Source organism: Nesterenkonia lacusekhoensis (assembly GCF_017876395.1).
In the GTDB taxonomy this organism is placed as follows: Bacteria; Actinomycetota; Actinomycetes; order Actinomycetales; family Micrococcaceae; genus Nesterenkonia; species Nesterenkonia lacusekhoensis.
The window spans coordinates 1927146-1948664 of the sequence record NZ_JAGINX010000001.1 but is presented as its reverse complement, the minus strand read 5'-3'; the positions used below and the strand labels follow the sequence as shown (position 1 = coordinate 1948664).

19 protein-coding genes are annotated in these 21519 nt (G+C 66.8%); 4 read left to right on the top strand and 15 right to left on the bottom strand.

The genetic code is table 11. The features are described from left to right. Window positions 1-57: 57 nt before the first annotated feature. From JOF45_RS09155 to purS, 5 genes are all read right to left on the bottom strand, one after another. Complete coding sequence (locus JOF45_RS09155) at window positions 58-900, bottom strand: MerR family transcriptional regulator (protein ID WP_210049217.1); 843 nt, start codon at window positions 898-900, stop codon at window positions 58-60. Next, entirely contained in the window at window positions 893-1399 is a 507-nt protein-coding gene (locus JOF45_RS09150; protein WP_210049216.1) for a VOC family protein, read from the bottom strand. Before JOF45_RS09150 ends, JOF45_RS09155 begins: the two co-directional genes overlap by 8 nt. 142 nt (window positions 1400-1541) lie before the next feature. Beyond that, window positions 1542-3887, bottom strand: coding sequence for a phosphoribosylformylglycinamidine synthase subunit PurL (purL, locus tag JOF45_RS09145; protein ID WP_210049215.1), 2346 nt, complete (start codon window positions 3885-3887; stop codon window positions 1542-1544). Next, window positions 3884-4663 (bottom strand): phosphoribosylformylglycinamidine synthase subunit PurQ, encoded by a 780-nt coding sequence (purQ, locus tag JOF45_RS09140; RefSeq protein ID WP_210049214.1) that lies wholly within the window; start codon window positions 4661-4663, stop codon window positions 3884-3886. The genes purL and purQ overlap by 4 nt, the downstream gene beginning before the upstream one ends. A gap of 1 nt (window position 4664) precedes the next feature. Continuing rightward, window positions 4665-4919: a phosphoribosylformylglycinamidine synthase subunit PurS gene (purS, locus tag JOF45_RS09135; protein WP_210049213.1), complete on the bottom strand. Its 255-nt coding sequence runs from the start codon at window positions 4917-4919 to the stop codon at window positions 4665-4667. Window positions 4920-5150: 231 nt separating this feature from the next. Here purS and JOF45_RS09130 point away from each other — a divergent pair, with 231 nt between their 5' ends. After that, window positions 5151-5804: an NADPH-dependent F420 reductase gene (locus tag JOF45_RS09130; protein WP_210049212.1), complete on the top strand. Its 654-nt coding sequence runs from the start codon at window positions 5151-5153 to the stop codon at window positions 5802-5804. A 132-nt stretch (window positions 5805-5936) separates the two neighbouring features. On the opposite strand, the gene JOF45_RS09125 is transcribed toward JOF45_RS09130, so the two are convergent. Next, window positions 5937-6959: an NADP-dependent oxidoreductase gene (locus JOF45_RS09125; protein WP_210049211.1), complete on the bottom strand. Its 1023-nt coding sequence runs from the start codon at window positions 6957-6959 to the stop codon at window positions 5937-5939. A gap of 108 nt (window positions 6960-7067) precedes the next feature. On the opposite strand from JOF45_RS09125, the gene JOF45_RS09120 reads away from it, so the two are divergent. Further along, complete coding sequence (locus JOF45_RS09120) at window positions 7068-7706, top strand: TetR/AcrR family transcriptional regulator (protein WP_210049210.1); 639 nt, start codon at window positions 7068-7070, stop codon at window positions 7704-7706. 60 nt (window positions 7707-7766) lie between these two features. Here JOF45_RS09120 and JOF45_RS09115 read toward each other — a convergent pair whose 3' ends face one another. From JOF45_RS09115 to JOF45_RS09085, 7 genes are all read right to left on the bottom strand, one after another. Then, on the bottom strand, window positions 7767-8726 hold the full coding sequence (locus JOF45_RS09115; RefSeq protein WP_210049208.1) for a 3-methyladenine DNA glycosylase: 960 nt from the start codon (window positions 8724-8726) through the stop codon (window positions 7767-7769). A gap of 197 nt (window positions 8727-8923) precedes the next feature. Then, window positions 8924-10207, bottom strand: coding sequence for an aspartate kinase (locus JOF45_RS09110; protein ID WP_210049206.1), 1284 nt, complete (start codon window positions 10205-10207; stop codon window positions 8924-8926). Window positions 10208-10358: 151 nt separating this feature from the next. Then, window positions 10359-11174 carry an ectoine/hydroxyectoine ABC transporter ATP-binding protein EhuA gene (gene ehuA / locus JOF45_RS09105; protein WP_210049204.1) on the bottom strand — a complete coding sequence of 272 codons (816 nt, stop codon included), beginning with the start codon at window positions 11172-11174 and terminating at the stop codon, window positions 10359-10361. Then, entirely contained in the window at window positions 11158-11835 is a 678-nt protein-coding gene (gene ehuD / locus JOF45_RS09100) for an ectoine/hydroxyectoine ABC transporter permease subunit EhuD (protein ID WP_210051404.1), read from the bottom strand. The genes ehuA and ehuD overlap by 17 nt, the downstream gene beginning before the upstream one ends. Window positions 11836-11873: 38 nt before the next feature. Beyond that, entirely contained in the window at window positions 11874-12650 is a 777-nt protein-coding gene (locus tag JOF45_RS09095) for an amino acid ABC transporter permease (protein WP_210049202.1), read from the bottom strand. A gap of 62 nt (window positions 12651-12712) precedes the next feature. Then, the gene (locus tag JOF45_RS09090; protein WP_245324191.1) at window positions 12713-13588 is read right to left on the bottom strand and encodes a transporter substrate-binding domain-containing protein; all 876 of its coding nucleotides are present in this window, start codon (window positions 13586-13588) and stop codon (window positions 12713-12715) included. Window positions 13589-13665: 77 nt separating this feature from the next. Continuing rightward, window positions 13666-14694: an IS481 family transposase gene (locus JOF45_RS09085; protein WP_210049200.1), complete on the bottom strand. Its 1029-nt coding sequence runs from the start codon at window positions 14692-14694 to the stop codon at window positions 13666-13668. A gap of 214 nt (window positions 14695-14908) precedes the next feature. Between JOF45_RS09085 and JOF45_RS09080 the strand changes: the two genes are divergently transcribed. After that, window positions 14909-16282, top strand: coding sequence for an ISL3 family transposase (locus JOF45_RS09080; RefSeq protein ID WP_245324190.1), 1374 nt, complete (start codon window positions 14909-14911; stop codon window positions 16280-16282). Between the two features lie 264 nt (window positions 16283-16546). Here JOF45_RS09080 and recR read toward each other — a convergent pair whose 3' ends face one another. Continuing rightward, a complete protein-coding gene (gene recR / locus JOF45_RS09075) occupies window positions 16547-17143 on the bottom strand; it encodes a recombination mediator RecR (RefSeq protein ID WP_210049198.1) in 597 nt (198 codons plus the stop codon). Window positions 17144-17317: 174 nt separating this feature from the next. On the opposite strand from recR, the gene JOF45_RS09070 reads away from it, so the two are divergent. Next, window positions 17318-18409 (top strand): tartrate dehydrogenase, encoded by a 1092-nt coding sequence (locus tag JOF45_RS09070; RefSeq protein WP_210049197.1) that lies wholly within the window; start codon window positions 17318-17320, stop codon window positions 18407-18409. 36 nt (window positions 18410-18445) lie between these two features. On the opposite strand, the gene JOF45_RS09065 is transcribed toward JOF45_RS09070, so the two are convergent. Continuing rightward, a complete protein-coding gene (locus tag JOF45_RS09065) occupies window positions 18446-21475 on the bottom strand; it encodes a DNA polymerase III subunit gamma and tau (protein WP_210049196.1) in 3030 nt (1009 codons plus the stop codon). Between the last annotated feature and the right edge of the window lie 44 nt (window positions 21476-21519).

Genomic DNA, 21519 nt, shown 5'->3' with positions numbered 1-21519 from the left:
CGTCTCAGCGCCGAAAGCCGGCTCAGACGGCACGTCTTCGCCCACTCAACTGGGGGATCACTCCCACGTGGCGGTGTCCGGGTCGATGCCGTGGGCGCGGGCGTTGGCCTCCACGGCGGCGCGGAGCCAGTCAGCCAGGCCCTCGGCCAGGGAATCGTAGTGGGAGCGGAAGCGCTCATCCTCGGTGTACATCCGGGCCAGACAGATCTGCATGGAGCGGCTGCAGTGGAAGTGTTCGGAGATGGAGGCCCGGTGCAGCTCCACCAGCTCCGCGGCCTCGGAGGAGACAGGGTCCATGCCGGCATCGACGGCCTGCGCCAGGTCGGCTTCCAGCTGCTGGACCCGTGCGGTCAGCTGTTCCCAATGCTGGGCGCTGCGGGAGGCCGAACGCTCGGCGTATTCGGCCCACTGCGGGGAGTCGCCCCAGGTCTGCCGGGCCTCCTGTGCCCACTGCGGATTCCAGGTGGGGCCGAAGAGCCGCAGCTGCTCCTCCGGGGAGAGCAGCAGTCCCTGCTGGTGTGCGGCGATGAGCCGGTCCACTGTGCTGCGCAGCCCCTGCAGACGCTCGATGCGTTCCTCCAGACGGTGGTGCTGCTGCTCCAGCGCGGTACTGAGCTCCTCGGCGGAGGACTCCAGCAGATCCTTGATGGCGGCCAGCGGAATCTCCAGCTCCCGGTAGATCAGCACGCGGTGCAGGCGGGAGAGATCGCCGCCTGAGTAGATGCGATAGCCCCCAGCCGAACGTTCCGAGGGGCTGATCAGCCCGATCTCATCCCAATGGTGCAGCGTGCGGACTGAGACGCCGAGCTGGGAGGCCACGGCGCCCACGGTCAGGGGCAGGGGGGTGTGCGGGACCTGCTCCTGCGGATCCTGCTGCCCCGGCGTCGACTGCTCAGACATGGGGACCCTCGATCCCCATCTCCCGCAGAGTCTGGGCATGCTCGCTGCCGGCGTCGTAGGGCTGCGCGGCAGTCATGATCACAGCAGTATTCTCCGGCGTGGTGACCGTCAGGTCCAGAGTCCCCCACGGGGTGATCGTCGGTTCGGGCGCAGTGCCGGGGAGCAGGCTGTTGCAGGAGGAGGCGATCTCGGCGATCTGGCTCTCCACGCAGGCGAAGCTCACGGTGGCGGGGCCGGGATGCTCGGCCGCCGAACCGGTCACCAGGAGCACGTCCTGGAAGGCCCAGCGGCGCAGATGGATCATCTGACCCGGCAGGGAGAAGATCTCGAAGAAGCCGAGCCCCTCGCGCCAGAACCGCGAGGACGCCTCCAGTTCAGAGGTGGGGACAGTGACGAACATCGGCATCCCGTAGATGCCGCGGAAGAGATCCGGAGCCTGTACGCCGGGACCGGGTGCGGGGACAGGACTGATGCTGAAGGCGTCGAAGTGTTCACTCATGCACCTCAGCCTGGGCCCTCACGCGGCGTGAGACTCAAGCCCGCCATCCCCACCCCGAGAACGGCTGAGGCCCGGCCCCCGTAGCGGGGAACCGGGCCTCATGCCTGCCTCAGGTGTGCAGCCTCAGCTGCTCAGCGTCGGATCACTGCTGCTCCGCCACGGCGGCGGAGGTGCCGAAGCGGCTCGGGAGCACCGAGCTCCACGCCTCCTTGAGCTCATCGATCGGCAGAGTGAAGCTCCCACCCTCGAACGGGCCGGCCACCTCGATCTCGCCGGACTGAGCGTCCACCACGCCGATGCGGATGGCCGCGAAGCCGCGCGCGCTGGTCATATCGGTGAACCGGATCTCCTCCGAGCGCGGCAGCGCCACGATCGCCCGGGACTGGGACTCGCTGAACAGCGCAGTGAAGGCGTCGACGCCGTCGCGCTCGCAGACACCGTCGAGTGCCACCCGAGCCCCGACGCCGAAGCGCAGGCTCATCTCCGCCAGACCGGCGGCCAGCCCGCCCTCGGAGAGGTCGTGGGCGGCGTCGATCATGCCGTCGCGGGAGGCGTTGATCAGGATCTCGCCCAGCGTCTTCTCCGTGGCGAGGTCCACCTGTGGGGGAGTGCCGCCCAGGTGGCCGCGGCCGCGGGCGAACTCGGAGCCGTCCAGCTCGTCGGCAGTGGTGCCCAGCAGGTAGATCGCCTGACCGTCGGCCCAGCGCTCGTAGCCCGACGGGGTCCGGCGTCCGACGTCGTCGAACTTGCCCATCACGCCCACCACCGGGGTCGGGTGGATGGCCCGGCCGGCGGTCTGGTTGTACAGGGAGACGTTGCCGCCGGTGACCGGGATGCCCAGCTCCTGGCAGCCATCGGCCAAGCCGCGCACGGCCTCGGCGAACTGCCACATGACCTCCGGGTCCTCGGGGGAGCCGAAGTTCAGACAGTCGGAGACCGCCATCGGGATGGCTCCGGTGGTGGAGACGTTGCGGTAGGCCTCGGCCAGCGCCAGCTGGGCGCCGGTGTAGGGGTCCAGGTAGGCGTAGCGGGCGTTGCAGTCGGTGGCCAGCGCGACGCCGAGCCCGGTCTCCTCGTCCACACGGATGACCCCGGAGTCATCCGGCTGGGACAGGGCGGTGTTGCCGCCGACGAACCGGTCGTACTGGTCGGTGATCCAGGAGACGTCCGCCATGTTCGGGCTGGTCATCAGATCCACGACGGCGTTGCCCAGCTCTGAAGCAGTGGCGGGCAGGTCCTTGCCGACCTCGGAGGCGCGGAAGGAGTCAGCCTGCAGATCGTCCTGCCAGGACGGACGCTGGTAGGGGCGCTCGTAGACCGGGCCGTCGTGGGCCACCGTGCGCGGGTCCACGTCGACGATGGTCTCGCCGTCCCATTCGATGATCAGGCGACCGGTGTCGGTGACCTCGCCCAGCCAGGAGTACTCCACGCCCCACTTGGCCATGATCTGCTCGAAGCGTTCCTGGTTCTCCGGGGTCACCACGGCCATCATGCGTTCCTGGGACTCCGACATCAGGATCTCGCCCGGGGTCAGAGTGGGGTCGCGCAGCAGGACATTGGTCAGCTCCACGTGCATGCCGCCCTCGCCGTTGGAGGCCAGCTCGGAGGTGGCGCAGGAGATGCCGGCCGCACCCAGGTCCTGGATGCCCTCGACCAGCTCGTTGCCGAAGAGCTCCAGGCAGCACTCGATGAGCACCTTCTCGGAGAAGGGATCGCCCACCTGGACGGCCGGGCGCTTGGAGGGCTTGGTGTCGTCGAAGGACTCGGAGGCCAACACAGAGGCGCCGCCGATGCCGTCGCCGCCGGTGCGCGCACCGAAGAGCACCACCTTGTTGCCCACTCCGGAGGCGTTGGCCAGACGGATGTCCTCATGGCGCATCACACCCACAGCCAGGGCGTTGACCAGCGGGTTCTGCTGGTAGACCTCGTCGAAGACGACCTCGCCGCCCACATTCGGCAAGCCCAGGGAGTTGCCGTAGCCGCCGATGCCGGAGACCACACCGGGCAGGACACGCTGTGTGTCCGGATGGTCGATGGCGCCGAAGCGCAGCGGATCCATCACGCCCACCGGGCGGGCGCCCATGGAGATGATGTCGCGCACGATGCCGCCGATGCCGGTGGCTGCGCCCTGGTAGGGCTCCACATAGCTGGGATGGTTATGGGACTCGATCTTGAAGGTGACCGCCCAGCCGTCGCCGAGGTTGGTCACGCCGGCGTTCTCGCCGATGCCGACCATCAGGTCCTTCTTCATCTCCTCGGTGACCTTCTCGCCGAACTGGCGCAGGTGGACCTTGGAGGACTTATAGCTGCAGTGCTCGGACCACATGACCGAGTACATGGCCAGCTCGGCCGCCGTCGGGCGCCGTCCCAGGATCTGGACGATCCGGTCATACTCATCAGACTTCAGGCCCAGCTCCGCCCAGGGGAGCTCGGTGTCCGGGGTGGTGGAGGCGTTCTCCACGGTGTCGATGTTGAACTCGTCGCTCACTTCGAGCCTCCTGCCAGGGAAGAGATGACGGAGGTGAACAGGGTCAGTCCGTCGGTGCCGCTGCGCATGCCGGTGGAGTCGTCCGGACCGTATCCGGCCTCCACGGCGTGCTCGGGGTGAGGCATGAGGCCCACCACGTTGCCGGCCTCGTTGGTCACACCGGCGATGTCGTTGCGGGAGCCGTTGGGGTTGCCGCCCAGGTAGCGGAACACCACGCGCCCCTCGGCCTCCAGGGCCTTGAGGGTCTCCTCATCGGCCACGTACTGGCCGTCCTGGTTCTTCAGCGGCACCGAGATGATCTCGTCGTCGGTGAACTGGGATGTCCAGGCGGTGGAGCTGTTCTCCACGCGCAGCGCCTGGTCCTTGCAGACGAACTTCAGGTGGTCGTTCTTGATCATCGAACCGGGCAGCAGGTGCGCCTCGGTGAGGACCTGGAAGCCGTTGCAGATGCCCAGCACCGGCAGGGGCCCGGAGGAGGAGGCGGAAGCTCCGGCCTCTCTGACCAGAGTGTCCATGACCGGGGCGAAGCGGGAGATCGCGCCGGCGCGCAGGTAGTCGCCGTAGGAGAAGCCGCCGGGCAGCACCACAGCGTCCACGCCGTGCAGGGAGGCATCGGCATGCCACAGCGAGACCGGGGTTCCGCCGCCGAGGCGGACCGCACGGGCGGCGTCGCGGTCATCCAGAGTGCCGGGGAAGGTGACGACGCCGATCCGGGCGCCGTCCAGGGGAGCGTCGGGTGCGGCGCGGAAGTCGCCGATCAGAGGGGTCTCGGTCATCTCAGCCCTGGTCCTCCACGTGGACGTCGACGACATCCTCGATGACGGGGTTGGAGAGCATCTCGGCGGCGGCCTTGCGGGCCTGCTCGAGGATCTCCTCTGTGACCTCGCCGTCCACGGTGAGTTCGAAGCGCTTGCCCTGGCGGACCGCCGAGAACTCCTCGAAGCCGAGGTGGGGGAGAGCGTTGACGATGGCCTTGCCCTGCGGGTCGAGGATCTCTGGCTTGGGCATGACCTCGACGATGATGCGCGGCATGTTTCTCCTGTGTCAGCTGGATGCGGGTGAGCGCCCGCGGATGCTGATGGAGGTGCCGTCTCACGCTGACCACGACGACGGCGGCCGGCGCTCCGCGAGCTTGCTGAGTCAGTCTACCCGTCGCGCAGAGCGCATGAGGACAGAGGCGAATCGTGACGGCCGGGAACAGGATCGGGCGGGCCCGTGTTCTACAAATTTGAAAATTCCTCTCACCTTCTCAGGAGCACTGTGATGAGCACTCCGCTGACCATCGGAATTCTGGGCGCCGGCCGCGTGGGCACTGCTGTGGCGCGCCAGGCCCTGCGCGCCGGCCACACCGTGAAGATCGCCACGGGCAGGCCGGCCGATGAGATCCGCCTGCTGACCGAGGTCATCGTCCCCGGCGCCACCGCTGTGGGCCGCGAGGAGCTGCGCGGCAGCGACCTGATCATCGTGGCGGTGCCGCTGCACAAGTACCGCAGCATCGACACCTCGATCCTGCAGGGCCACATCGTCATCGACACGATGAACTACTGGGCTCCGGTGGACGGCATCATGGACGAGTTCGAGCAGGGCGCCTCCACCTCGGAGGTCATCGCTGAGTTCTTCGGCGACGTCCGCCTGGTCAAGACCCTGAACCACATCGGCTACGGCGACATCGAGGTGGACTCCTACCCCGCCGGTGACCCCAAGCGCCGGGCACTGGCCGTGGCCGCCGATGACGAACAGGCGAAGCAGATGGTCTCGGCCTTCATCGATTCGCTGGGCTACGACGCCGTCGACGCCGGCCCCCTCTCGGCCGGCAAGACGTTCGAGAACGGCACCGAGATCTTCAACGGCCGGCACACCGCCGAGCAGATGCGCGCGCTGTTGGACACCTGCCAGAAGGTGCTGGCCGAGGTCTGAGGCTCGGGCTTCTCTGAGACTGAGCCCGAGACTGAGATCGCCCCGGGCTTCTCCCGAGATCGGCGTGAAATCGCCTGTTCTCAGGAAAAGCTCGGGGCGATCGGCGCTCGAGCGGTACTGCTGCTCGGCGGATCAGGCGGTGCGTACGACCATCTTGCCGGTGTTCTGTCCCTGCATCATGCCCAGGAAGGCGTCGACGGCGTGCTCGATCCCGTCGACCACCGTCTCGTCGTAGACGATCTCCCCGGCGGCGAACCACTCGGTCATGCGCTGGGCGTACTCGTCGGCGAGGTCGAAGTGCCCGCCGAGGGTGAAGCCCTCCATGCGCAGGCTGCGGGTGATCAGCGCGCTGAGGTTGTCCGGACCGGGGGTCGGCTCCTCGGCGTTGTAGCTGGCGATCGCTCCGCACAGCGCCAGTCGGCCGCCGGTGTTCATCACGTCGAGCGCGGCCTCGAGGTGATCGCCGCCGACGTTGTCGAAGAAGACGTCGACGCCGTCGGGAGCGAGCTCCGGCAGCTGCTCGCGGACCGGGGCGTCCTTGTAGTTGAGCGCGGCGTCGAAGCCGTACTTCGAGGTCAGCAGCTCAACCTTCTCCGCTGAGCCGGCCGAGCCGACGACGCGTTCAGCACCCAGCAGGCGGGCGATCTGTCCGGCGGCCGAGCCCACAGCCCCGGCGGCACCGGAGATGAACACGGTCTCACCGCTGCGCAGCCCTGCGATGCGGGTGAGGCCGACGTAGGCGGTCAGTCCCGTCATGCCCAGGATGCCCAGGTGCAGCGAGAGCGGGGCGCCGTCGATCTCGGTGACCGGACGGAAGGCGCTCGCCTCGGCCTGGGCGATGTCGCGCCAGCCCAGCTGGTGCAGCACTGCCGTGCCGACCGGAAGGTCCTCGGCGCGGGAGGCGACGACCCGGCCGACGGCGCCGCCGGTCATCGTCTCGTCCAGCGCGAAGGGCGGGACGTAGCTCTTCACATCGTTCATCCGTCCGCGCATATAGGGGTCGACGGAGATGAACTCGTTGGCGACTCGGACCTCGCCCTCGGCCAGGTCCGGCAGCTCGACGGTGACACTGCGGAAGTTCTCGTGCGTCGGCCAGCCGACGGGGCGGCTGGCCAGCTGGATCTGGGTGCTGGTGCTGGGGGTCGTGGACGACATCGTGTCCGCCTTTCTGAGCCCGAGACGTGGCCCCGGCGAGTCTTTTTGGAATGACCGTTCCAGTATATTCTGGTGCAGAGCTCACACAAGGGGAAGAACGGAGGGGCCATGCCACGTACGCGGGAGTTCGTGACGGACGACGCCGTCGTCGCCGCCCGGTCGGTGTTCTGGGAGCATGGCTACGACCAGGCCTCGGTCCCGGCGTTGGAGCGCGCCACCGGGCTGGGCCGCTCCAGCATCTATCAGGCGTTCGGCAGCAAACGCGGGCTCTTCGACGCCTGTGTGGAGAACTACCTCGACGAGATCCTCCGGCCGCGGCTGCGGCCGCTTCAGCAGGAGCCCGTGGCTCCCCAGGCCCTGGTCGACTATCTGGAGGGGCTGCGCGCAGCGCTGGCCGACGCCGGCTCCGCCCCCGGACAGCACGGATGCCTGCTGCTCAATGCCGCTTCAGGGCCGATCGGGCGGCAGCAGGCAGTCGCTGAGCGCGTCACGGCCTACCGAGAGGAGCTGCGCACGGCGATGCGCCGCGGGCTGGCCGCCGCGCGAGCTGCGGAGGCACCAGCTGCAGACGCACGACCTGCCGAGGCCGGTGCGGCCGGTTCCGGGGCCAACGGCGAGCCGGACGATGACGTGCTGGAGCGCGATGCTGAGGCCTGCGCCTCACTGGTGACCTCGGCCTTCATGCTGACCCGCGTGGACAACTCCGCGGCGCTGCGCTGCGTCGACGCCGCCCGAGCGATGATCTAGAGCCGCTTCACCTCGGATCGCCCCGCCCTGTTCCTGGAAAGGGCCGGAAATCGCCTGATCTCAGGAAGGCGGCGGGGCGATCCGCCCAGATGCGGGGTCCTCAGCGCCCTCAGCATCCGCCAGCTCATCGACCTCGTCGAGCACGGCCAGGATCCGGCTGCGCAGCACCTGAGCCTCCTCCGAGAATCCCTTCTGCGCCCGTGCATACTCGGCGCGGCCGGCCGGCTCTTCGATCCGCACCGGCGCATAGCCCCAGTCCTGCAGGTCATAGGGAGAAGCGCGCATATCCAGCTCCCGGATGCGCCAGGCCAGGTCGAAGCAGTCCAGCAGCAGGTCGCTGCTGACCACCGGGATGAGCTTATAGGCCCATTTGTAGAGGTCCATATTCGCGTGCAGGCAGCCCGGCTGCTCCAGATCGACCTGGTTCTCACGCGTGGGCTGCAGGGCGTTCAGCGGCCGCGCAGACGGGGTATAGAACCGGAAGGCGTCGAAGTGGGTGCACCGGATGTTCAGCGACTCCACCACTTCGTCAGTGCCCTCGGCACCCAGACGCAGCGGGACCTGATCGTGGCGCTGTCCGTGTTCGCGCGAGCGGTAGACCATCGCCCACTCATGCAGGCCGAAGCAGCCCAACTGCGCCGGCCGGGCCGCGGTGCGGCTCAGCAGACGGCGGGCGAAGTCGATGATGGAGGCCCGCTCCCGGCGGAACCGTCCGACGTCGACCGTGGCTCCTGACGACGGCGTCCCGTCCGGCGTCGTGGTGTAGAACTTCCATCCGGCCTGCTCCGAGGCGCCGGCGCCTTGGATCACGCGGCCTGCTCCGGGGTGCCAGCGGGAGAGCTGCCCCGGCTTATAGGAGTAGTAGGTGAAGAGGAAGTCCTCCACCGGGTGCTTCTCTCCTGCGTTGCGCCGGGCGAGGAAGGCGTCAGCGTAGCCGCGCACCTTCTGATGATGCGCGGCGGCGCGTTCACGGTGCTCCTGTTCGGAGATGACGACGCCGGCGGGGTAGAGGACAGACATAGCCTCACCAGGGTACCGGGGCGCCGGCGGCGGGCCGGCATCGGCATCAGGTCTGCGTCCAGCTGTGGGCCGGAGGCTGGCAGAGTGCTGGACTCAGGCTGTCGGTTCGCTACACTGGCGGTATCTCGCACCTGAAAGCAGAGGCGGCAGAACCCCCGAAAGGGATCTGCCGCCTCTGTCGTCTCGCGGGGAAGGTCTCAGCGGCCGGTGCCGGCGTAGACTGTGGCCTCCTCCTCGGAGTCGAAGCCGAAGGCGGTGTGGATGGCCTTCACGGCCTTGCCCATGTCCTCGACGTCGGTGATCACCGAGACGCGGATCTCCGAGGTGGAGATCAGACCGATGTTGATCCCGGCATCGCGCAGTGCGGTGAAGAACCGCGCGGAGACGCCGGGAGCGGTGCGCATGCCGCCGCCCACCAGAGACACCTTGGCCACCTGGGGGACGAAGTCGAGCTTCTCGAAGCCGATGCGCTCCTGGTGGGTGGTCAGGATGTCGGTGACCTTCTTGCCGTCGGCGCCGGGCAGGGTGAAGGAGATGTTCGTCGTCCGGGTCTCATCAGAGACGTTCTGGACGATCATGTCGATGTTCGCGCCGACCTCAGCGATCAGGTTGAAGATCTCCGCGGCCTTGCCGGGGACATCCGGCACGCCGCTGATGGTCAGTTTGGCCTCAGAGTCGTCATGCGAGACGCCGGAGATGATGGGCTGTTCCAAGGGTTCCCCCTCCTGAAGGGTCACAGGGTCGTCATTGCCTGGGATGACCCAGGTTCCTTCGAGATCGCTGAACGAGGAGCGCACGTGCAGCTTCACCCCGAAGCGGCGGGCGTACTCCACCGAGCGCAGATGCAGCACCTTGGTGCCGGCCGCAGCCATCTCGAGCATGTCCTCACTGGAGACCACGTCGATCTTCCGGGCGTTCTTGACCACCCGCGGGTCTGCGGTGAACACGCCGTCCACGTCGGAGTAGATCTCGCAGACATCGGCGTTGAGCGCCGCGGCCAGAGCCACAGCTGTGGTGTCCGAGCCGCCGCGGCCCATCGTGGTGATGTCCCGGGAGTCCCGGGACATGCCCTGGAATCCTGCGACGATGCCGACGTTGCCGGCGTCGAGGGATTCCTGGACGCGGTCCGGGCTGACTTCGATGATCCGGGCCTTGCCGTGGATGGCATCAGTGATCATGCCGGCCTGCGAGCCGGTGAAGGACTGGGCGGACTCGCCCAGCTGGTGGATGGCCATGGCCAGCAGGGCCATGGACATGCGCTCGCCGGAGGACAGCAGGATGTCCATCTCGCGCTCGGGCGGCGCCTCAGTGATCTCGCCGGCGAGGTCGAGCAGGTCATCTGTGGTGTCTCCCATGGCGGAGACGACGACGACGACCTGGTTTCCCGCCTTCTTGGTCTCGACGATCCGTTTGGCCACGCGCTTGATGCTCTCGGCATCCTGCACGGAGGAACCGCCGTACTTCTGGACGATCAGGCTCATTCTCACTCCTGGTGAGTGGTCTTCTTGAGTTGCTTTCGAACAATGAACCTGACCAGTGTAGGGCGGTTGTGACATATGGCGCAGGCCGGGATGAAAACCGTCTCAGCTTTTGATAAAGGCGCATACGCGCGATCGTCTGCTGAGGGGTGGCTCAGTGCCCCAGGACCGCACCCAGGAACTTCTGGGTCCGCTCGTGGTCTGGGGCGGTGAAGATCGTCTCCGGGTGGCCCTCCTCGACCACCCGTCCGCCGTCGAACATCATGACCTTATGCGACACATCCCGGGCGAATCCCATCTCATGGGTGACGATCAGCATGGTGACGTTGGTGGTGTCGGCGACCTCGCGCAGGATGTTGAGGACATCGCCCACCACCTCCGGGTCCAGGGCTGAGGTGACCTCGTCCAGCAGCAGGATCTCCGGGTCCATGGCCAGCGCTCGGGCGATGGCCACACGCTGCTGCTGACCGCCGGAGAGGCTGGTGGGGTGGGCGTCGGCCTTATCCGGAAGGCCGACCTGCTCCAGCAATGACTGCGCCTTCTGGGTGGCTTCCTGCTTGGACTGGCTCAGCACATGGACCGGGGCTTCGATGATGTTCTCCAGCACAGTCATGTTCGGGAACAGATTGAACTGTTGGAAGACCATCCCGATCCGGGTGCGCAGCCTCTTCTGCTGCTTCTTGGGCACCGGGACGCGCCTGCCGTCGCGCTGCTGATGGGTCAGCGGTTCGCCGTCGATGTGGATATAGCCGCCGGTGAGCTCCTCCAGAGTCATCACCAGGCGCAGGATCGTGGTCTTGCCGGAGCCGGAGGGCCCGATCAGCGTCACCCGCTCCCCGCGGGCCACGGAGAAGTTCAGATCCTTGAGGACCACGTTGTCGCCGAAGCGCTTCTCCACGTCGGTGAATTCGATGACCGGAGCTCCGGCCTCCGCAGGTGCGGGGGAGGGGCTCTCAGTGGGCGTAGGCAAGGCGCTTCTCCAATCGGTTGACCAAGACTGCGGTCGGGTAGCTGGCGGCCAGGAACAGGACACCGGCGATGGTATAGACCTCGGTGTAGCGGAATGTGGGGGCGCCGATCTGACCGGCGACAGTGACCATTTCGGCCACGCCGATCACCAGCAGGAACGGGGTGTCTTTGAACATCGAGATCGCATAGTTGCCCAGCGAAGGCACGGTGGAGCGCAATGCCTGAGGGATGACCACTTTTCTCCAGGTGCGGGCGGCGGACATGGACAGGGCCGTGGTGGCCTCCCACTGGCCCTTCGGTACTGACTCGATGCCGGCGCGGTACACCTCTGACATATAGGTGGCGTAGTGGACGCCGAAGACGATGATGCCGATGGTCAGGGCATCCATCCAGAGGAAGGCCCAGAACATGAAGATCAGTTGGACCACGATCGGCGTCATGCGGATGAAGTTGGTCGCCCAGCGGACGATCCAGGCCAGAGGTTTGGGAAGGACCATGATCAGGATGGCGATGATCAGACCGAGCACAGCTGCGATCAGCGTGCCCACCACAGTGACCAGGAGGGTGACTTCCAGAAAGGCCATGAACATCTGCGGGAAGGCTTCTAAGGCGAACTCCCAGTCCCAGAACGGACTGCCTTGGACCTCCTCGTCATCGACCATCGTGGGATCGTCGACTTCGGCGGCGAGGATGCGACTCATCATCGGGCACCTCCCGTGGTCACCGGTTTGGGCGCGGGAGAGAGGATCTCGCGCAGCGAGGGCCCACGGCCCAACCTGTTCTTCGCCCGGGTCTCCAGAGCCTGCATGAACAGGGTGATGACCAACGCGAGGATGAAGTAGACCACCAAGCCGATGAAGGCGTGGGAGAACCAGATGTCAGTGGGGCGTCGCAGCTGGTTGAGCTCTGCGGTGAAGTCGCTGACGAAGGGCATGATGTAGGCGATGGCGCTGCCTTTGAGCAGGTGGACCCAAAGGTTGGTCAGCGAGGGCAGCATCAGCGCCCAGGCCTGCGGGAAGATGACCCGTCGCATCTTATGGGGCCAGGACATCGACAACGCGGTCGTGGCCTCCCACTGGGCCTGAGGGACGGTGGTCATGGAGGCGCGGACCGCCTCGGCGCCATATGCGCCATAGTTGATGCCCAGGGCCATCACGCCGAGCAGGAAGGTGTTGTAGACCAGGCCCTCGAAGGGCAGGCCGTCGGCGCGCATCCAGATCTGGGGCAGCACGAACATCAGCCAGAACAGCAGCACCACCAGAGATACGCCGCGGAACAGTTCGATGATGATGCGGGCAGGCACTCGGAGCCAGATGCGCGGACTTCCTGCGATCAGGCCCAGTACGGCGGCGACGACGAAGGCGAGCAGCCCGCCGTAGATGGTCAGCTGGATGGTGGTCCACAATCCGTCCAGCAGTCTGTCTGACCAGTTGATGGCCACGTCGACGTATCTGGGCCAGTCTTCGAAGAATTCCATGGGCCTCTCGGAGAGTGCGGTGCGGTGACTGGGAGAAGGGAGGAGAGGTAGGAGAGGGACGATCAGTCCTCGAGGTACTCCTCAGTCAGTTCCTGCGGGTCCTCCTCACAGAGCTCTTGGGCAGTCAGTCCGCTCGGGGGCATCTCGTCCTCGGTGAAGCCGAACTCTTCGACCAGGCCGAGGTACTCACCGGATTCCATCAGTTCGTCCAGCTCCGCGTTGAACTCCTCGATGAGGTCCTCATCATCGGGCAGGAAGGCGTGGGCGCCGACGGAGAGCTCATGGGCGAAGGAGTCGGTGACCTCCAGCCCTTCCATATCCCCAGCCATGGTCTCCAGGGAGATGGCCGTCAGGGCGAAGACATCGGCACGGCCGCCTTCGACGAAGTCGATGCCGTCATCGGCGCTGCCGACGGTCTCGTGGTCGATGCCCTCTTCCTCCATCCAGCCGGACTCCACCGCGCCGGAGAGTGCGACGACGTCCAGGCCGGCATCCTGCAGGTCCTCGAAGGTCTCGATGTCGGTCGGGTTGCCCTCTTCCACCAGGAAGGCCGTGGTGTAGACCAGTTCAGGTTCGCCGAAGGCCGCTTCGGCGCAGCGATCCTCGGTGATCGACATGCCGGCGGAGACCACGTCCCAGTGCCCGGCAGCCAGTCCGGGAATGAGGTTGTCCCAGTCAGGTTCCTCCTCGATGGTGATGTCATAGCCCAGGCGGTTCTCGAAGATCTCCTCGGCCACGGCGATCGTGGCACCGGTGGGTTCGCCGGTCTCCTCATCGATCCAGGAGTAGGGCTCCTCGCCGAAGAGTGCGATGGTCAGCTCTTCGCCGTCGCCGCCGTCTCCGTCGCCTCCGTCTCCGTTTCCGCAGGCGGTCAGTGCCAGCAGGGCGGTTGCGCTCAGCGCGCCCATGGCGCGGGCCGAGTGAGTCTTCTGCTTCATGCCTCAGTACCTCATCATCCGGTGTGCGTAGATCCAGGCGATGCTCACGCGGCGCGTGGTGCATCTGGTGCCCCACGCTAGATGTAGGAGGGCAGGACGTTGGTGACGCGCCCCGGGACGAGGCTGGCAGGAGCTTGACCGTCTGCAGCTGAGTGGGGGCGGTGATGATTGTAGTGCTGAACCCAGACTTTCATCGCTTCTCCTCGGGCCGACTCGGAGTCGTAGGTCCTCGCATAGAGGCATTCCTCGGCCAGAATCCGCTGATATCGCTCGACCTTGCCGTTATGCCGCGGCGTGTAGGGCCTGATCCGCTGATGGATCCCGCCGAGGTTGTTCACCGCCTGCGTGAAGTCGCCGGCAGCGAAGTTCACCCCGTTATCGGTGACCACCCGGCCCAGCCGGGTGATGCCTTCGGCGGCGAAGAATGCTCTGGCCTTGTTCAAGAACTCCACCGCGGTGGCGGCCTTCTCGTCTTGCATCACCTCGGTGTAGGCAAGGCGGGTGTATCCATCGACTGCCGAGTACAGGTAGGTGTAGCCGCCGATCTTGTGCCCCTGCTTCTTCGCGGCGCTCTTCGACCGGCTGGCGGCGCGAGCGGCCTCGGAGTCTCGGCCGTGGGCGAACCAGCCACCGCCCTCGGGGATCCGGCCGGCCTTCTTCACATCCAGGTGCACCATCGCCCCAGGTGCGGTGGCGGTGATCGTGCCGGGCTGCCGGTTGGACTCACCGCCCGGGTCGAGGTGGCGACGCTTATTGATGCCCAGGTGCTTGAACCAGCGGCCCACGGTGCGTGGGTGGATGCCGAAGCCGTGCTCGTGCTCAAGCTCGACGGCGATGCGGGAGGCCGCCCACTTATGCTCCCGGCGCCAGGTCTCGATCAGCTCCACCACCCAGTCCGGGGTGGTATCCGGCGATGCCTGCGGCCGCGACGAGCGATCGTGGAGGCCGTCCTCGCCGTGGTGCTGGTAGCGCTTGTGCCATTTCGACAGGCAGGCTCTCGAGACTCCGGCTTCAGCCGCGACATGGGCCAGGGGACGGCCGTTTTGGATACGGCCGATGAGGCGGAGGCGTCCTTGCGGGGTCAGTGGCGCGTTATCGTGGGACATCGAGGAGCAGGTTCTCTTTCGCTGATGACGGTTGTTTCGCGATTACCCATCATGCCGCGAGAAGGACCTGCTCCTCTTCTATGCCTGGCCCCGGGGAGGTGTAAACAGGCCATTCGCGGTTAAGCGTGGAGGTGTCGTGGGTCAAGGGGCTCGCGCCCTTGTTGGATGATGGGTTCTGCGAGGAATCACATCGTCTACACGAAGGACGCGAGCTATGTTCCAGCCTACGGGCCCTGACCTGTCCCTGCCCACTGCCAGCAGCACTGCCGAGCTCTTTCGGGATCCGGACTCGGTGGTGTTCAACCTGCCCGGCTACCAGGTGGTCACAGCGTGTGATCTGCCGATGGGTGGCCGCCGGGTCATCGCCGTCGCCAACAGCGTCGAGGCGGCCTGCCCAGACTGTGGGGCGATCTCCTCCCGGGTGCATCAGCGCACCCGCCAGCGGGTCAAGGACCTCGGGGTCGGCGGCAAGAACATCGAGCTGATAGTCATCAAGCCTCGGTTCCTGTGCACCGAGGTTGCCTGTGCTCGGCGGACCTTCACCCAGGTCACCAGCCAGCTGCCCTTCCGTGCCCGGTGCACCGCCCGGTTGAAGGCCGCCGCTGTCGAGGCGGTGCTGGATGAGGGGATGCCGATCTGGCGGGCTTGTGCCCGTCACCGGCTGGGCTGGGCAACGATCAACGCCGCAGTAGTAGCCGATACGCTCACTATCCCTGATCCTGATCTGGTGCCGGTGCGGGCGCTGGGGATCGATGAGCACCGCTTCGCTCGAGCGAAGTGGTTCAAGCACCCCGAGACTGCTCAGTGGTGCCGGGTTGAACCGTGGATGTCGACCTTCGTCAACGCCGACACCGGCCACATCCTCGGCGTCGTCGATGGCCGCTCCAGTGCGAACATCACCCGCTGGCTGAACCAACGCTCCCAAGCCTGGCTGGACCAGCTGGAGGTCGTGGCGATCGACCCCGCTTCCGCGTTCCGCAACGCGGTGCGCCAGGTGCTGCCGGCGGTGGAGATTTCAGTTGATCACTGGCACGTAGTGCGCCTGGGTAACCAGATGCTCACCGAGGTCCGCCAACGAGTCACCCGCGAGGTCTTGGGTCGGCGGGGCCGCAAAGACGATTCAGTGTGGGCCCACCGGATGCTGCTGCTAAGAGCCGGGGACCGACTCACCGAGGCCGGGCTGTACCGGCTAGAAGAAGTCCTCGAGGATGCCGACTTCGAGGAGGTCGCTGCCGCCTGGGCAGTCAAAGAGCGCCTGCGGGCAATGCTGGCCGCCAAGGACATCCCAGCGGCCCAGAACACCCGGATCGACTTCGAGATGGCCGTGGCAGCCGCTGACATGGCCGAGACGGATAAGCTCGCCGCCACCGTCGCGAACTGGTGGACCGAGATCAAAGTCTTCATCCGCACCCAAGTCACCAACGCACGTACTGAAGCCGCAAATACCGGGATCAAGCACATCAAACGCACCGGCCGCGGATTCCGCAACCAGAAGAACTATCAATCCCGTATCCTAGGCACCAGCATCAGGCAGACACGCCGACGCCGCAGGATCCCCCACCAACAGGGACTCCACGCTCAACGGTGAATAGCCTGTAAACAACGTCAGGCCCCGCAACAGCTAGACCTGAAGAAGCAGAATTGGAACTGGATAGAGCCTGAGTGAGCGCTCACACACGGCTGGACATCATCACTCGAAACATTGCGGAAAAGTGAGGACCCGGAGATAGGCGCAGCGCCCTTCCCCTGTGCGGCAAGCCTTCTGAGGGCGCGGGAAGGGTGGGAGAAGTGGGCACGAAAATGCGCGTGACATCAAACAATCACGCTTGGATAACGATCTGTCTCCTATGGCTCAGGACAGGTCGGTGCGGCCCTCGAACGCACGTCCGAGTGTGACGTCGTCGGCGTATTCGAGGTCTCCGCCCACGGGCAGTCCGGAGGCCAGGCGGGTCAGCTTGATGCCGATGGAGCCGAGCATGCGCACCAGATAGGTGGCGGTGGCCTCACCCTCGAGGTTGGGATCGGTGGCGATGATGACCTCTTTGATCTGGTCGTCGGAGAGGCGGTTCAGCAGCTCACGGATATGCAGCTGATCAGGCCCGACGCCCGCGATCGGATTGATGGAGCCGCCGAGCACGTGATATCTGCCGCGGAAGCTGCGGGTGCGTTCGATCGCCATGACGTCTTTGGACTCTTCGACCACACAGATCACGGAAGGGTCGCGCCGACTGTCCTGGCAGATCCGACAGGTGCTCTCCTCCGAGACGTTGAAGCAGATCTCGCAGAACTTGACCTTCTCCTTGACCGAGACGATGGCGTCGGCCAGCCGCTTCATATCCTCACCGTCGGCCTCCAGGATGTGGAAAGCCACCCGCTGAGCGGATTTGGGGCCGATGCCGGGCAAGCGGCCGAGCTCATCGATCAGGTCCTGGACTGCGCCTTCATACACAGCAGTGCAGTCTACCTGTCAGCGCCGAGACATCCTGCTGAAGCGGCTCCGCTCAGACGGCTCTGCTCATCCCGGGGCGGCGCCGGTCTCACAGCCGCTCCGGGGAGGGCCTTCCCCGCGAACGGCCTGGGGCATAGGCTCGCATCAGCCGAGCAGTCGAAGGAGACCACATCGATGAACGCATTCAGCAGCCCGGAACGGACCTACCGCATCGCCGTCATCGCCGGTGACGGCATCGGCACAGAGGTGATGCCTGAGGGCCTGAAAGTGCTGGGGCGAGCGGCTGAGCGCTTCGGGTTCCGTCTGGAGACCCAGGAGTTCGACTTCGCCTCGGCCGAGTACTGGACCCAGCACGGCCGGATGCTGCCCGAGGACTGGTTCCAGACGCTGAGCGGCTTCGACGCGATCTATTTCGGAGCGGTGGGCTGGCCCGACGTCGTCCCGGACCACATCTCTCTGTGGGACTCGCTGCTGCAGTTCCGCCGCGGTTTCGACCAGTACGTCAATCTGCGTCCGGTGAAGCTGCTGCCCGGTGTTCCGGGGCCGCTGCGCGGTCGAGAGCCCGGAGACATCGACTTCCTGGTGGTCCGCGAGAACACCGAAGGTGAGTACTCCAGCATCGGCGGGAAGATGTTCGAAGGCACCGACCGCGAGACCGTCGTCCAGGAGACGGTGATGACCCGGACCGGCATCGACAGGATCCTGCGCTTCGCCTTCGAGCAGGCTCAGCGGCGCAGCGGCAAGCTGACCTCGGCCACCAAGTCCAACGGCATCTCCATCACCATGCCCTATTGGGATGAGCGGGTGGCCGAGATGGGGGAGGCCTTCCCTGAGATCGAGGTGGATAAGTTCCACATCGACATCCTGGCCGCGCAGTTCGTGCTGCATCCGGACTGGTTCGACGTCGTCGTGGCCTCCAATCTCTTCGGCGACATCCTCTCCGACCTCGGCCCTGCCTGCACCGGAACGATCGGTGTGGCACCCTCTGCGAACATCAACCCGACCGGCGAGCTGCCCTCACTCTTCGAGCCGGTGCACGGCTCCGCTCCAGACATCGCGGGCAAGGGGATCGCCAACCCGATCGGTCAGATCTGGGCCGGTGCCATGATGCTGGACTTCCTGGGTGAGGCCCAGGCTGCCGAGGCGGTGACCAGCGCGTTCGAATCAGTGCTGGAATCAGGCCAGACGATGACTCCGGATCTGGGCGGCAGCGCGTCCTGCGAAGAGCTCGGCACGGCCATCGCTCACGCCGTGGAGACGGCCTAGGGCCGCCGGCAGGCTTGGCCCCGGAGGGTCTGAGCACTACTCGCCCAGGCGTCGTTCCTCGATGAGCGTGGCGTCGAGCAGGCGCTCCAGCGCTTTGCGGCCGAAGACGCTGGATTCCTCCACCGCGATGTCGTCGTCGCTGGGGACCTCTTCCACCTCCGATGCAGGAGCACTGCCCTGCGACCCGGGGCCCTGGGCACCTGAGGCCTGGGCGGCGGGCACCGCCTGATCCAGATCAGGCGGCGGTCCCTGGTCATACATCGGATCAGGCGGCGGAGTGTCATAGGCGACGCCCGCCGTGGCACGGCGCTGAGCCATCCGCTGTTTGATCTCCGCCAGTCGGCTGTTGGCCGGGGCGGACGGGCTCGCCGCGCTCTGCGAGTCTGCCCCCTGCCCGGGAGCAGGGCTGGAGGAACCGCCCGACGACGCCGGCGCAGTGGGCGCGGACTTCCGCGCGAACACCGGGACCTGAGGCTTCTCTGCCAGCGGCTTATAGGCCTCCGGGGCGGGCTCGTGCGTATTCTGCTGCGGGGCGGGGCTCTGCTGCGAGGTGGGGTTCGACGGTGCAGCGCCGTTGCCCGGATGCGGACCGGACCCCTGCGCGTAGGGATCCTCCCAGGAGCCCGGGTGCAGATCTTCCGGCGGCTCCTGAGCTGCTGGGGGAGCAGATGGTCCAGCCTGCGAGGTCTCGTAGAAGGGGTCCTTCTCCTCCGGGGCATCGTCGGAGTCGGTGACTCCAGCCGGGTCACGGCTGGGCTCACCGTTCCAGGCAGGGTGAGGCGACGGCGGCTGCGGCGGTTCCTCGGGCTCAGGCTGCACCGGGTCAGGTGCTTCTTCCTCGCTCACCCAAGCGGGGGCGCCGTCACCCTCGGAGACAGGGCTCGCCCCAGAGGGCGAGGGCGCTGCCGGTTCCGCCGGTGCTGCGGGGGCCGGATCCGGAGTGCGGGCTGGGCCCGCCTCAACTTTTGGGGTCCCACCACCATCTGCCGGGGGAGCACCTCCAGTGACCAGGTCAAAGCTGACCTGCATGCCGAGAACCTGCTGAATGGCCGCGTTCAGAGCCTGCTCGCCGTTGCGGTTGGCGAAGGTGTTGCGAGCGCCGTCGTTGCTGAAGGCCAGAGTGAGGGTCTGGCCGTCGAAGCCGCCCACCGAGACATTGCCCTTGACCAGCATCCACAGCATGCGGGACTGGCCCTTGAGCGTATCCACGATGTCCGGCCACGCGCGCTGCATCATCTGGACCTTAGAGCCACCGGATAGCTGAGCTCCACCCGATGGCTGAGCCCCGCCTGATTGCGGAGCCCCACCAGCCTGCGGAGGTGCGGGCTGGGAGGGCTGTGCCGGCTGCTGGGACGCGGAGGGCTGCGTGGCAGGCGCCTGCGGCTGGGGTTCAGCCTGCTGTGGCGCGTTGACCTGTGGCACGTTGACCTGGGGTGCCTCGGCTTCGGGTGCCTCGGGCTGTGCGGCATCCTGTTGCGGGGGCTGGCGGTCCACACCGGGGGTGGCCCACTCATCGGCAGGGTTCGGCGCAGGAGCGGGCTCGGACTCACGCGGCACACCGGGCATGGCCCAATCGTCGGCCGACTCCTGCGAGGCAGCGCCTGACTGGGTGCCAGCGCCGGACTGCGAGGAAGCGCCGGACTGCGGGCCGGAGGAGGCCGGTGCCGGGGTGGGCTCGGACTGCTGCGGCTGAGTCGGTGCTTCTGGCTCGCCCTGCTGGGATGCAGGCTCCTGCTGGGCTGCTGCCGGCCGCTCAGCAGCGGCCGGCTGCTCAGCGGCAGCTGCAGGTGCAGCCGCCGGGGCCTCTGGTGCAGCCGCAGCCGGCGCGGCAGTCGAAGCCGCAGCACCTTCAGCAGGGGCCGGCGTCGGGTGCTCGTCTGCGGGGGTCGCACCGGCACCGGAGACGAAGTCGACGCGGCGCTCCAGGCGTTCCAGGCGAGCGGCCACGCTGGCGTGGCCCTGCTCAGCGTGAGGCAGCAGAAGCCGAGCCATGAGCAGCTCCAGATGCAGCCGCGGCGAGGTGGCGCCGACCATATCGGTCAGCGCCTGAGCGGTGATGTCGGCCGCGCGGGAGAGCTCTGCGGCGCCCACTGCGGAGGCCTGCTCCTGCATGCGCCGGATCTGGTCCTCCGGGACGCCGCGCAGGATGGCCCCGGGGGATTCCGGAACAGACTTCACGATGATCAGATCGCGCAGCCGTTCCAGCAGATCTTCGACGAACCGCCGCGGATCCTGTCCGGACTGGACCACACGGTCCACCACGCCGAAGGCCGTGGCGCCGTCCAGAGCGGCCACCGAGTTCACCACATCATCCAGCAGAGCGGTGTGGGTGAAGCCCAGCAGGGCGGTGGCGCGCTCGTAGTCGATGCCGCTGGCCTCGGAGCCGGCGATCAGCTGGTCCAGCACCGAGAGAGTGTCGCGCACCGAACCGCCGCCGGCACGGATCACCAGCGACAGCACCCCGGGAGCCACAGGGACGCTCTCCTGCTCGCAGAGCTTCTGCAGATACTCCAGCAGCGGCTCCGGCGGCACGAGCCGGAAGGGGTAGTGGTGGGTGCGGGAGCGGATGGTGCCGATGACCTTGTCCGGCTCCGTGGTGGCGAAGATGAACTTGATGTGCGCCGGGGGCTCTTCGACGATCTTCAGCAGCGCGTTGAAGCCGGCCGCGGTGACCATATGAGCCTCATCGATGATGAAGATCTTGTAGCGGTCGCGGACCGGGGCGAAGGTGGCACGTTCGCGCAGATCGCGGGCATCGTCCACACCGCCGTGGCTGGCGGCGTCGATCTCGATGACATCCAGTGAGCCCGGCCCGCCGGTGGCCAGGTCCCGGCAGGACTCGCACTGCCCGCACGGGTGGCCGGTGGGGCCCTGCGCACAGTTCAGGCAGCGGGCCAGGATGCGGGCCGAAGTGGTCTTGCCGCAGCCGCGCGGACCGGAGAACAGGTAGGCATGTGAGACCGCATCCTTGCCCAGGGCTGTGATCAGCGGGGCGGTGACATGCTCCTGCCCGATGACATCGGAGAAGGTGTCCGGGCGGTAGCGGCGATAGAGGGCGGTGCTCACGCCCTAGACCTTACCGCGTGGCGCTGACACGATGCATTCGCCGT